Source organism: Allobosea sp. P5_A5 (assembly GCF_056400625.1).
In genome coordinates this window covers 579667-592369 of the sequence record NZ_JBFUKY010000001.1, presented here as the reverse complement: position 1 = coordinate 592369, position 12703 = coordinate 579667, and the positions used below count along the sequence as shown (strand labels likewise).

Genomic DNA, 12703 nt, shown 5'->3' with positions numbered 1-12703 from the left:
CTAGCTTGAGGAAAACTCAATCATGGGCCACGCCAGGCGCCTGCCGCCGCTCAATGCGATCCGCGCTTTCGACGCGGCGGCGCGCTATCTAAGCTTCACTGCCGCGAGCGAGGAGCTCAATGTCACGCCCGGGGCAATCAGCCGACATATTGTCACGCTGGAGGAGGGTCTCGGCGTCAAGCTGTTCAACCGGCTGCATCGCAAGGTCGAGCTGACGAGTTCCGGCGAGTTCTTCCTGCGCGAGATCGGACCCGCCTTGGAGCGCATCGCCTATGCGGCCGAGACGGTCTCGGCCGGTGCCAATGACAAGGTGCTGCGCATCAAGCTGCCGCCGACCTGCGCCATCAGATGGTTCGTGCCACGGCTCGGCAGCTTCCACGCGCGCAATCCGACCTATTCCGTCCAGGTCACTACGTCACACGAACCCGTTGATTTCGAGCGAGACCAGATCGACGCGGCGATCTACTGGGGCGAGTCGATCCGGCGCGGCCTCGAGGGCGAGCGCCTGTTCGGAGAACGGCTTGTGCCGGTTTGCAGCCCCAGACTGCTGGCCGAGGCCAGTGACGGCAAAGGGTCGATTCCGGCCGCGCGTCTGGTGGAGCAGCCCCTGCTGCACTCGTTCCGCCGCCCTGACGACTGGGGGCGTTGGTTCGCTGCAGCAGGCCTGCCCGGCGTAAAGCTGGAGCGCCTGCTGATCTTCGAGAACTCTGGCCTGACCTATCAGGGCGCGATCGACGGCCTCGGCTTCGCCATCGCGCAGTTGGCTTTCATTGCCGAGGATCTCCGGTCCGGCCGCTTGGTCATCGCCAATGATCTCGTGATCGAAACCGACACCGCGTATTTTCTGACGTATCCGCGCGAGCGGGCACAGTTCCCACGCATCCGGGTGCTTCACAGCTGGCTGGCAGATGAAGCCCAGCGCAATTCATGAGAGGTCCAGTTCGACGGCGCCGCGCGCCTACGGTCTAACAACCGCCTCTCGTAAAAGCCTCGTGATCCGTTTGTGGGCGCACTCTGGCGGCACAGTCGACCATTGACAAAATCTATTGATTTGAAAAGATTTAATCGATTTTAACTCTTGCTAGGGAGCTGTTATCCATCGCCTCGCCACGCGGTTGTCCGCGCGCCGCGAGAAAACTCATGAACAGCAATATGGTCGGTCTGGGCATTGTCGGCCTGAGCCCGGGGGGCTCCTGGGCCGCGCGCTCGCATATCCCCGCGCTCAAATGCGTTCCCGGTTATGAAATCCGCGCTCTTGCGACCTCCCGGCCGGAATCCGCCGCGCAGGCCGCGACGGATTTCGGCGTGCCGTTCTTCACGGATAACCCGATGCTGCTGATAAGCCGGCCCGAGGTCGATGTCGTGGTCGTGGCGGTCCGGGTGCCATATCACCTCGAGCTGGTCGAGGCTGCGCTGTCCGCCGGTAAGATAGTCTATTGCGAATGGCCTCTCGGAAATGGCCGCGCCGAGGCCGAGCGGATGACGCAGGCCGCACTGCTCCAGGGCACGCGGAACTTCGTCGGTCTGCAGGGGCGTTCCTCGCCCGTGATCCGCTATCTGCGCGATCTCGTCGCGTCCGGACGGATCGGGGAGGTCATCTCCACGACCTTTGTTGCCTCGGCCGGGGCCTGGGGCGCGACGATCGAGCCGCGGCTCATCCATGGCCTCGATCGCCGCGTCGGCGTCTCGATGCTGACGGTACAGTTCGGCCACGCGATCGACGGTTTCTGCTGGTGCCTGGGCGAATTCCAGGATCTTTCCTCGACATTGGCGACCCGCTATCCTGTGGTCCGGCGCACGGACACGGGTGAGGAGCTCGTCAAGACCATTGACGATCAGATAGCACTGACTGGCAGGCTTGAGAACGGCGCCGTGGCAGCGGTGCATTACCGCTCGGGAACCTCGCAGGCCGCGAATTTCTTCTGGGAAATCAATGGCAGCCAGGGCGATCTCGTGATCACCGGCGATTCAGGCCGGTTGCAATATGGCGACTACCGCATCCGTGGCAGCAACGGAGCAGGGGGGCTCGAGGAGCTGCCGGTTCCCGAAAGCTACCGGATGATCGGAGGCTGCGGACCCTCGGACATGTTCTACACGCTCGCCCATGCCTATGCGGCCATGCACGGCGACATCACGCGCGGCAGCCGCAACGTTCCGACCTTTGCCGACGCCCTCGTCCGGCACCAGATGATCGAGGCGATCGAGCGTTCCTCACGGACAGGGACGCGCCAGAACTATCGGTGACCAATCGCTATCTCCGATCATTTGAACAGTTGGTGATGGGCGATCAGCTCTTTGGTCAGGTCGACGATCGCCTGCAGGTTGGGGCCGAACTGGGCGATCTGGTAGCAGAGCGAGACGCGATGCGCGCCGACAGCCGGCGACACCGGAATGCGGACCATGCGCCCCTGCGCCATTTCGTCGGCGACCACGCGGATCGGCACGAGGCCGATAGCAAAGCCGCTGCGCACCATGAGCAGCGTTACCGACAGGCTGTTGCAGGTGCTGACCCGGTCCGGCTGCACACCGCCTTGGGCAAACCAGTTGGTCATAGTCGTGTGCAGCCGCGCCGTCTGCGGGCTGACGATGAGGTGATGCGCGGCAAGCTGCGCCGGCGTCAGCGTGCCCGAGGGCAGATCCATGCTGCTGCTGGCGACCCAGGCCAGCTCGTTGCGGCCGATCGGCACCTGATGGACGTGGTTGGCCACTCCCGGCTCCGAGATCACCGCCAGATCGAGCTGGTGGTCGTTCAGCAACGTGCTGACCATGCTGGTGTCACCAACGATCACGGACGTCTTCAGCTTCGGATATTGCCGCTCCAGCCGGCGCATCAGATCCGTCAGGCAGATCAGTCCGAAGCTTTCGTTGACGCCGATGCGAAGAAGGCCGAGCAGCGGGTCGCGACGCTTGAAGCGCACCACGACATCGTCCGCAGTCTCCAGAAGCCGGTCGGCATATTCGAGCAGCGCATGACCGTCGGCGGTCAGCGCGACGCGGGGTCCGTTCCGCGTGAACAGCTCGACCCCGAGAATGTCCTCGAGATCCTTGATGCGCTGCGAAATGCTCGGCTGCGTGATGCCGACATGCTTGGCGGCCGCGTGAAAGCTGCCGAGGCGGGCGATCCGCTCGAAGGCTCTGACCTGGGCGATGGTGATGTTCATGATAGTCCAGACTTATCGCAATGGCCCTAAACAATCGATTTTTTCATCGTGGCGCAAGCTGCTATCGATGCGCCGTCGCCCTCGACGGCGATGTTGATCTCCGACGAATGGCGGAACATGAATCAAATAAGCTTAGGGGAGGACGGGGCTGTACTTGCGGATGAAGCCGCGCTCGGCCCTTCCATCACGCCGATCGAATTGCCGCGCTGGCTCGATGTGCTCGACGGGCTGATACTGGCGATGCTCAACGTCGCGCTCGCCGTCGAAGTGGTGCTGGTGTTTTCTAACACGCTGGCGCGCACGATCTTCGGCGCGCCGATCATGCTCGGCATTGAGGAAACCTCGCAGCTTCTGCTGATCGTCATCGCCTTCCTTGGCGGCGCGATCGCCTATCGCCGCGGCGACTTCATGTCCATCAAGATCATCGTCGACAGCGCGCCGGAGAGGGTTCGAACATTCCTGAACGCGACCAGCGAATGGGTCGTGATTGTCAATTCGGTGGTCATCGGCGTTTTCTCGATCCCGCTGATCAAGGCCAATGAGGGCGCCCGCACGACGATGCTGAGCCTCGATCACATCTGGCTCACCCTGCCGATGACGATCGGCGCTGCGTTTTTCGTGATCTTCGCGCTGATCTCGCTGTGGCGCGCGCCGCTCGCGGCGATGATCGGCTCGGCCGTGCTTGTCGCCGTCGCGGTCGCGCTCGTTCTGCTGAGCAAGGAAGCCGCCTGGGTCGATACCTCCTGGTATTATGGCTACCTGATCGCGATCTTCATCGTGCTGCTCGCGATTGGCGTGCCGATCGGCTTCGTGCTGGCGTCCGTGGGACTGGGTGCGATCGTGGTTAGCGGCAGCGCGCCGATGACGGCGGTGGCGATGAACGCCCAGCGTGGCGGCGGCGGCTTCATCTTCCTGGCGCTGCCCTTCTTCATCCTGGCCGGCTACATCATGGACCGGGCCGGAATCGGTGCGAAGATCGTCGATTTTCTCGCGTCGCTGATGGGCCATGTCCGGGGCGGCATGCTGCAGGTCATGATCGTCGGCATGTATATTTCTTCGGGCATATCGGGCTCGAAGGCCGCCGACATGGCGACGATCGGCATCCCGATGAACCGGCTCCTGAACAAGCGCGGCTATAGCAAGCCGGAATGCGCGGCCTTGCTGGCGGCCTCGGCGGCGATGGGCGAGTCGATCCCGCCCAGCATCGCCGTGCTGGTGCTCGGCTCCGTCACCTCGGTCTCGACCGGTGCGCTGTTCCTCGCGGGCTTCCTGCCGGCCGCGGTGATCGCCGCCAGCCTGATGCTGCTGGTCTATGTCCGGGCCCGGTTTTCGGGCTGGGCGCCGACCGCGCGTGCGAGCTTCAGCGAAGTGCGCTCGACCGGCAAGGCCGCGATCCTGCCGCTGCTGATGCCGGTGGTGCTGATCGGCGGCATCGTCGGCGGCGTCGGCACGCCGACGGAGGTCTCGACCTTCGCCGTCGCCTATGGCCTGGCGCTCGGCGTGCTCTACCGCAAGTTCAGCTTTCGCGACCTCTGGACCGTGCTCAGCGAAAGCTCGGTCCTGAGCGGCATGATCTTCTTCACGCTGGCCGGATCGACCATCTTCTCCTGGGCGCTCTCGCTCGAAGGCGTGCCGCAGGCGATCGCCGGGGCCGTTGGCGAACTCGGCCCCAAGCTGTTCCTGCCCGTCGTCATCCTTCTGACGATCATCATGGGGGCGCTGCTGGAAAGCCTGGTCACCATCGTCATTTTGGCTCCACTGCTGCTGCCGGTGGCGATCCAGTTCGGCATCGACCCGCTCCAGTACGGCATCGTCATGGTCGAGGCCTTCGGCATCGGCGGAATCCTGCCGCCGATCGGGATCGCGCTCTATGTCGCCTGCTCGATATGCAAGACCAGCGTCGAACAGGCGATGCGTCCGCTGTTCTGGTACCTCGCGGTCATGGTGCTGGCGCTGCTCTTCGTGGCCTCGATCCCCTGGATCACGACAGCGCTGCCGACCGCTTTCAACATGAAGGGCTGACCCGGAAAACGGGCTGATATTGGGAGGACATCATGACCAGTTTCGACGCTCACACGGACGGCATTTCGACCCTGAGCCGGCGCGGCATCATGCGCCTCGGCGTAGGCGCTGCCGCGGGCTTGGTGGCCGCGCCCGCCATCGCCCAGCGGCGCTCACGTGTGAAGCGCATCCGCTACGCCCATTCGACGCCCACGACCCATGGCTGGCACCTCTGGGGCGAGCGCTTCAAGAACGTCGTCGAGGAGAAGACGGCCGGCGCGATCGAGGTCACGATCTTCCCGAACGCGCAGATGGGCAACGAGCGCGACATCGCCCAGGCGGTGAAGCTGGGCTCGCTGGAGATGGCCTCGGTCGGCGTGGCGTTGATGAACTGGGTGCCGGAATTCTCTGTCACCGACGCGCCTTTCCTCTTTAAGGACCGCAAGCAGTGCTACGCCGCGCTCGACGGCGCGTTCGGCGCCGAGCTCAAGAAGCGCTCGCTCGACAAGGGTTTCCTGCTGGTCGGCTGGAACGATCTCGGCTCGCGCTCGATGACCAACAACAAGCACCCGATCAACAGCGCCAAGGACCTCGGCAGCCTGAAGATGCGCGTGCCGGATTCGAAGTCCTATGTCGCGATGATGCAGGCGCTGGGCGCCTCGATCGTCACAATCGATCTGAGCGAACTCTACCTCGCGCTGAGCCAGGGCGTCGCCGACGGGCAGGAGACGCCGCTGCCGGTGGTCAAGTCGAACAAGCTCTTCGAGGTGCAGAAGTTCATCTCCAAGACCGACCACGTCCTGACGACCTCATATTCGATCGTCAGCCCCGCCGCCTTCGACGGGTTGACGCCTGACGAGCAGAAGGCCTTCACCGAGGCCGCCGACGACGCCACGCAATGGCTGCGGACCTATACCCAGAAGGAAGAGCTGGAGACGCTCGACTTCCTCAAGACCAAGGGCATGGAGGTCAACGCCTCGCCCGATGTCGAGTCCTTCCGCGCGGCCTGTTCAAAAGTCGTCACCGACTTCCCCGATCTGTTCCGGCCCGACCTCGTCAAGCTGGCGCAGTCGGCCCAGGCCTGAGCCCCGCCTTGCTGGCGACGCCTGCCGCAGGCGTCGCCGCCCGCTAAACAAGAGACCAGACCATGTACGAAAAAGAAGTCCAGATCATCACGCGATACGGCCGGCAGCACGCCTTCGTGGCCTGCCCGAACGAGGCCGGCAGCTATCCTGCCGTGATCCTCTACATGGACGCGCCCGGCTACCGCGAGGAGCTGTGCAACATGGCCCGGCGCATCGCCAAGCAGGGCTATTACTGCATGATGCCGGACCTCTACTACCGGCTCGGCCATCTCCGTTTCGACGTGGCGCGGCGCGATCCGGCGATGTCGGTCGTGGTTCGCGGCGCCATGGTCAGCCTGACCAATGCGATGGTCGCCGAGGATACGCGCGGCATGATCGCCTTCCTCGACGCGCAACGCCAGGTCAAGGCCGGTCCGCTCGGTTGCGTCGGCCACTGCATGAGCGGTTCGTTCGTGACCACGATCGCCGCGCAGTTCCCGCGCATGAAGGCGGCAGCCTCGCTTTATGGCGTCGACATCGTCACCGATAAGGACGACTCCCCGCATCTCCTGCTCGATAAGGTCGAGGGCGAGCTTTATTTCGGCTTTGCCGAGGTCGATCCGTCCGTCCCCGCCAACGTCATTCCCGATTTGCAGGCGGCGATCGACCGGACCGGCACGAAGGGAAAGATCGAGACCTATGAGGGATCGCATCACGGCTTCTGCTTCGCCGCGCGGCCCGATTACGACCCGATCGCCGCCGAACGGTCCTGGACCGTGCTGTTCGATCTCTGGGACCGCAACCTGAAACATTGATGCGGTCACTTCGGGTCGAGGCGGGATGAGGGAGACGACGATGGCGCTGCTGCCGATCGATAAGGGCGAACTCTACTACGAGGTGTCGGGCCGGGAGAATGGTTTTCCCGTGCTGCTGTTCGCGCCCGGTTTCCTGAGTTCGCGTATCGAACGCTGGCGCAGCAACCCGTCCAGTCCCGGCAAACCGCAGGCCTGGCGCGATCCGGCGCCGGTGCTGGAGCCGCATTTCCGAGTGATCTCGCTCGACGTCCGCAATGCCGGCCAGTCCTGGGCCGATGTCGGGCCGGATTACGACTGGTCCTCCTACACGGCCGATCACCTGAAACTGCTTCGCCATCTCGGCGTCGAGCGCTGCCATGTCATGGGCGGCTGCATCGGCGTCTCCTTCGCGCTCGCACTGGAGCAGGCCGCGCCGGGCATCGTTTGCGCCCAGGTGCTGCAGAATCCGATCGGCCTGTCCGACAGCAACCGCTCCGCCGTCGACGAAGAGGTCGCGCAATGGGCGGACAAGGTCGCCCAGCGGCCGGGTGTCGACCTGGAGCAGGTCAATTCCGCCGGAGCCCGCATGTTCTCCACGGACTTCATCTTCAGCGTCACCCGCGAATTCACCGGCCGCTGCGGCGTGCCCTCGCTGCTGATGCCCGGCGATGACACGATGCACCCGGTCAGCGTCTCGGCTGATCTTAAGCGCCTGACCGGCGCCGAGGTGATCGCGCCCTGGAAAGGCGATGATTATCGGGACGCTGCCATAAAACACACCTGCGACTTTCTACTTGCGCATGTGGCGTAGAGCCCTGGACCTCGGTTGGCGTTGGCCAAATCAAGCGCCGAAATAGATCGTCTGGACCGAAATAACGGAAAGAAGGCCGGCGAGCGCCGGGTAAAGATATGGGGAACAACGATAAGGACAGCGTCGTAGAGGAGTGGGAAGCAGAAGAGCGGACCTGGAACATGCAGGTCCACGAGCAACTTTCGATTCTGCCCGCCGCGCTGCGCCGTTTGGACCGCGGTCTCATCAGGGGGACCGAGCTGGTGCTTGTGGCGTCTGGCGTCCTGTTCACCTTCTTGATCGCCTATGACGTGGTCGCGCGTTACGCCTTCGGCGCCTCCTCGCTCTTCGTCAGCGCCGCCGCCAAATTCCTGCTGTTGTGGTTCTTCCTGCTCGGCGCCGGGCTCGCCTTGCGGCAGGGCAGCCATGTCGGCTTCGAGCTGGTCGCAAAGAGCCTGCCTCTCCCCGCATATCGCGTCGTGCGGATTGTGGCCCAGCTTGTCGCGCTCGGCTTTTTCGCCCAGATGCTGTGGAGCGGGGTCATCTCGCTGGGGCCGGCTGCCCGGCAGAACGACCCGGCGTTGGATCTCAGCCTGTTCTGGGCCTTCCTCGCCATGCCGGTGGGCTTCGCGCTGCTGATCTACCATCAGCTCGTGCTCATGCTGCTGGACCGTCTCGCGCCGCCGGAGCTCGCCACTCCATGATGCTGCCCGTCGTCGGAGTTCTCTTCCTGCTGACCCTGCTGATCGGCATGCCGGTCGCGTTCGGCATGGGTTTCGCCACTTCCACGTTCATGCTGTTCTGGGAGGGCATGGAGCCGACGATCCTGACGCGACGGTTCTATTCCTCGCTGGGGTCTTTCCCGCTTCTCGCGATCCCTCTGTTCACGATGCTCGGCATCCTTGCCGATCGCGCCGGCATGCTGCCGCGGATGGTGGTCTGGCTCCAAATGCTGCTGGGGCGTTGGCGGGGGGGCATGGCCTATCTCAACGTGCTGCAGTCGCTGGTCTTCGCCGGTGCCGGCGGCACCGCGGTCTCGGATATCGCCAGTACAGGGCGGGTGCAGATCCAGTTGATGGTGCGCGCCGGCTATCCCGTGATGTACAGCGCCGCGCTTACGGCGGCGACAGCGGTCATCGGGCCGATCATCCCGCCGAGCCTGGCGATGATCATCTATGCGATGTCGGTCGGGAACATCTCGGTGGGCGCGCTCTTCATCGCGGCGATCATCCCCGGGCTGCTTTTCACGGCCGGGTTCATGGTGATGACCTGGTACACGACGCGCCGCCACGGATACGGCACGGTCACAGATCGCCCGCCATTGCGGGAGCTGGTGCGCCACACCATCGCGGTCGTCCCTTTGCTGTTCCTGCCCGTGATCATTGTGGGCGGCATCGTGCTGGGTATCTTCACGGTCACGGAATCGGCGGGAATCGGCGTGGTCTACACGCTGCTCATCGGCTTCCTGTCGAAGCCGCGTCTTCGGTTTCGCGATATCTACGATGCCATCGTCTACAGCGCGATGATCAGCTCGGTTGTCGGAATGCTGCTCGCGACTGGCGCGCTGATCTCGTGGCTTTTCACCTTCGAAGGCGTCACGCAGACGCTAGCGGACTATTTGATCGCGTTCACCGACAGCCCGACGGTTTTTCTACTGCTCGTCGTCGCCGCGCTGCTGGTTCTCGGCATGGTCATGGACGCGGTGCCGATCATGGTGGCGGTCGCCCCGCTGCTGGCGCCGATCGCCGCTCAATACGGCGTTCCCGACGTGCAGTTCGGGCTGATCTTCGTGGTCGCCTCGATGGTCGGGATCGTTCACCCGCCGGCCGGCGTGATCCTGTTCATGACGGCCAGTCTCATGAACATTTCGGTCGAGCGGTTGTCGCTGGCGATACTGCCCTTCGTGTTCTGGCTCGTGCTTGTCGTCCTGCTGATGGTGTTCATCCCCGGCCTGACGACATGGCTGCCAGCGCTCGTCCGATCCTGACGGCGACAATCGAAACAAAAACATAAACGGGAGGAAGATGTGGTAGAGAAAATGACATCCGGGAGGGCAGGCGGGATCGGCCGCCGCGAAGCTCTCAAGCTCGGCGCCGCCGCAGGGGTGGGCCTGCTTGGCCTGCCGATGCCGGCGATCGGACAGTCGTCGAGGCGGTTACGCTTCGGACACACGGCCCCGCCGAACGCCGTCTACAGTGAGGCGATCAAGCGGTTCGGCGACGAGCTGGCGCGGCTGTCCTCCAACAAGCTGCGTCTGCAAGGCTTCCCAAGCTCGCAGCTCGGGCCGATCTCGGAGATGCTCCAGTCCGTCCAGGCCGGCTCGCTCGATTTCAGCATGGCGGTGCCAGCCTGGTACTCCAACTTCGTCAAGGAGATGAACGTCTTCGCGCTGCCCTATCTCGTGGGCTCGCAGGCGAGGCTGCGCACCGCGCTCGACGGCGATATCGGCGCCGAGATCGCGCGGATGACCGAGGCGGCCGGCCTCAGGGTTTTCGGCTACTGGTTCATGGGCCAGCGCCACATCGTCAACCGCGTGCGGCCGGTCAACAAGCCGGCTGACACTGCCGGGCTGAAGCTGCGCGTCATCAACAACGAGGTTCACATGGCGACCTTCAAGGCGTTGGGCGCGAGCCCCGTCGCTATGGATCCGTCCGAGCTGTACCTCGCCTTGCAGCAAGGCGTCGTGGACGGATTCGAGTTTCCGCTGCCGGACCTGATCGACCAGAAGCTGCACGAGGTCGCGCCCTTCGTCTCGCTCGACGCGCACACGAGTGATTTCTTCCTCGTCGCAATCAGCCCCGCGACCTGGAAATCGTTCTCCGCAGAGGAGCAGGGCATGGTCGGCCATGCGATGAAGACCGCCATGGACTGGCAATGGGAGGCCCAGCCGAAGGACATCGCGCGGGCGCGCGCGGCGCTGGAGAAGGTGGTGAAGGTCAACGACATCGCGCCGGAGAACCTCGCGCTATTCGTCAAGGCGACGGAGCCTGTCTACGCCCAGTTCGCGCCGAAGATCGGGCAGGCCTGGCTTGACCAGTGTACGGCCGCACTGAGAGGCGCTTAACGCCGAAGCTTGAGGCTACGCGCAAGCATGGCGAGCGGACGGTTGATTGGAAGGGACAGCATGACAATCAGAATCGCCGTACTGGACGACTGGCAGGGCGTGGCCGGCAAGAGCGCCGACTGGTCGGCACTCGCCGCCCGCGCCGAGGTCAGATTCCACGATGATGCGCTGGCTGACGAGGACGCGGCAGTTGCGCGCCTCGCGGATGTCGACATCATCATGTCGATGCGTGAACGCACGCCGTTTCCTGCCAGCCTGATCGCGCGGCTGCCGAAGCTGCGCATGCTCAGCGTCACGGGAGGCCGCAACAAGTCGGTCGATCTCAAGGCGCTGGCCGAACGCGGCATCGTAGCGACCAAGACCGAAGCCGGCGAAAACGGCGCCGCCACGTCGGAGCTCGCGCTGCTGCTTATGCTGGAAGGCTCGCGTCGGGTCGCCGCGGGCGACGCATCCATCCGTGCCGGCGGCTTTCAGGCGGGCATAGCGCCAGGCTTCGCGCTACAGGGCCGGACGCTGGGCTTGATCGGTCTTGGCCGGCTGGGCGCGATGATGGCGCGCTATGCCCGCGCGCTCGGCATGAATGTGCTCGCATGGAGCCCGAACCTGACGCCGGAACGCGCGAGAGAGGGCGGCGCCGAATGGATGGCAAAGGATGAGCTTCTAGCCAAAGCCGACGTCGTCAGCCTGCACCTGGTCCTGGCGCCGACGACACGCGGCATCATCAGCGCGCGCGAGATCGGCTTGATGAAGCGGGGTGCCGTGCTAGTCAACACCTCGCGGGGGCCGCTGGTCGACGAAGCCGCTCTCGTCGCTGCAGTGACGGAGGGTCGGATCGTCGCGGCGCTGGATGTCTATGACCGTGAGCCGCTGCCGCGCGACCATCCGCTGCGCAGCGCCCCCAACACCGTGCTCTCGCCGCATCTCGGTTACTGCGTGCAGGAGAACTTCGACGTCTTCTACCGGCAGTCGATCGAAAACGTCCTCGCCTTTCTCGATGGCAAGCCGATCCGTCCTTTGACGGACGGCGCCTGATTTTCACGATCCTTCACACCTTTTCGGGGCACCGACCATGAATGACATGCAACACAGCAGGCTGAAGCTAAGCCCCAACGCCGTGAAGCGCGCGGCCGCCACCGGCGACAAGATCAGGGGCTGCCATCTCACCTTCGCCGCCCCGCCGATCATCGAGGTGCTGGCCTCGATCGAGATCGACTTCATCTATCTCGACGGTGAGCACGGCACCTTCGATTTCAAGGATATCGAAGTCGCCTGCGTCGCCGCCGAACGCCACGATATCGTACCTATCGCCAGAGTGCCGGACCGGACGTCGGGCACGATCACCCGCTTTCTCGATCGCGGCGTCCGCGGCATCGTCATCCCGCATGTGAATTCGGCGGCCGATGCAGCCGAGGCGCTGGATTCGATCTACTTCTCGCCGGTGGGCCACCGTTCCTTCGGCGGCGGCCGTCCCTATTATCTCGCTATCGATGATCTGCCGAAGCATCTGGCCCACTGCAACACCGACATTTCGGTCGGCATCATGATCGAAAGCGTCGAGGGGCTCGAGGCGGCGCACCAGATCGCCGCGCTCGCGGGCGTCGACTATCTCAGCTTCGGCCTGAACGACCTGGCCCAGGCGCTCGGCTACCCCGGCCAGCCTACCCACCCGGACGTGGCACGGCAGGTCGAAGAGGCTTCGACCCGCATCCGCAAGGCCGGCAAGCCGATCCGCGAGGATTTCATGAAGGTCGCCTGGATCAACCAGGTCATCCTGTCGGGGATGCGCGAACTGATGGCGCGCCCGATCTCGCTGCCCTATTGAGCCGGGA

At 64.2% G+C, this 12703-nt stretch carries 12 protein-coding genes; 11 read left to right on the top strand and 1 reads right to left on the bottom strand.

Annotated features, from left to right (window positions below; translation table 11 throughout):
* Nucleotides 1–22 precede the first annotated feature (22 nt).
* Both AC1DR6_RS02865 and AC1DR6_RS02860 read left to right on the top strand, forming a co-directional pair.
* Complete coding sequence (locus AC1DR6_RS02865; protein ID WP_476827657.1) at nucleotides 23–931, top strand: LysR substrate-binding domain-containing protein; 909 nt, start codon at nucleotides 23–25, stop codon at nucleotides 929–931.
* Between the two features lie 209 nt (nucleotides 932–1140).
* A complete protein-coding gene (locus AC1DR6_RS02860) occupies nucleotides 1141–2244 on the top strand; it encodes a Gfo/Idh/MocA family protein (protein WP_476827656.1) in 1104 nt (367 codons plus the stop codon).
* Between the two features lie 17 nt (nucleotides 2245–2261).
* Here the strand turns inward: AC1DR6_RS02860 and AC1DR6_RS02855 are convergent, their stop codons facing one another.
* Nucleotides 2262–3161: a LysR family transcriptional regulator gene (locus AC1DR6_RS02855; RefSeq protein WP_476827655.1), complete on the bottom strand. Its 900-nt coding sequence runs from the start codon at nucleotides 3159–3161 to the stop codon at nucleotides 2262–2264.
* Between the two features lie 117 nt (nucleotides 3162–3278).
* On the opposite strand from AC1DR6_RS02855, the gene AC1DR6_RS02850 reads away from it, so the two are divergent.
* From AC1DR6_RS02850 to AC1DR6_RS02810, 9 genes are all read left to right on the top strand, one after another.
* Nucleotides 3279–5183, top strand: coding sequence for a TRAP transporter large permease (locus AC1DR6_RS02850; RefSeq protein WP_476827654.1), 1905 nt, complete (start codon nucleotides 3279–3281; stop codon nucleotides 5181–5183).
* A gap of 32 nt (nucleotides 5184–5215) precedes the next feature.
* Complete coding sequence (locus tag AC1DR6_RS02845; protein ID WP_476827653.1) at nucleotides 5216–6247, top strand: TRAP transporter substrate-binding protein; 1032 nt, start codon at nucleotides 5216–5218, stop codon at nucleotides 6245–6247.
* A 62-nt stretch (nucleotides 6248–6309) separates the two neighbouring features.
* Entirely contained in the window at nucleotides 6310–7041 is a 732-nt protein-coding gene (locus AC1DR6_RS02840) for a dienelactone hydrolase family protein (RefSeq protein ID WP_476827652.1), read from the top strand.
* 25 nt (nucleotides 7042–7066) lie between these two features.
* Nucleotides 7067–7831: an alpha/beta fold hydrolase gene (locus AC1DR6_RS02835; RefSeq protein WP_476827651.1), complete on the top strand. Its 765-nt coding sequence runs from the start codon at nucleotides 7067–7069 to the stop codon at nucleotides 7829–7831.
* Between the two features lie 98 nt (nucleotides 7832–7929).
* Nucleotides 7930–8514 (top strand): TRAP transporter small permease, encoded by a 585-nt coding sequence (locus tag AC1DR6_RS02830; RefSeq protein ID WP_476827650.1) that lies wholly within the window; start codon nucleotides 7930–7932, stop codon nucleotides 8512–8514.
* A complete protein-coding gene (locus AC1DR6_RS02825) occupies nucleotides 8511–9797 on the top strand; it encodes a TRAP transporter large permease (RefSeq protein ID WP_476827649.1) in 1287 nt (428 codons plus the stop codon). Before AC1DR6_RS02830 ends, AC1DR6_RS02825 begins: the two co-directional genes overlap by 4 nt.
* Nucleotides 9798–9848: 51 nt before the next feature.
* Nucleotides 9849–10874, top strand: a complete 1026-nt coding sequence (locus AC1DR6_RS02820; protein WP_476827648.1) for a TRAP transporter substrate-binding protein — start codon at nucleotides 9849–9851, stop codon at nucleotides 10872–10874.
* A 60-nt stretch (nucleotides 10875–10934) separates the two neighbouring features.
* A complete protein-coding gene (locus tag AC1DR6_RS02815) occupies nucleotides 10935–11906 on the top strand; it encodes a D-2-hydroxyacid dehydrogenase family protein (protein ID WP_476827647.1) in 972 nt (323 codons plus the stop codon).
* A gap of 37 nt (nucleotides 11907–11943) precedes the next feature.
* Nucleotides 11944–12696, top strand: a complete 753-nt coding sequence (locus AC1DR6_RS02810) for an HpcH/HpaI aldolase family protein (RefSeq protein ID WP_476827646.1) — start codon at nucleotides 11944–11946, stop codon at nucleotides 12694–12696.
* Nucleotides 12697–12703: the final 7 nt, after the last annotated feature.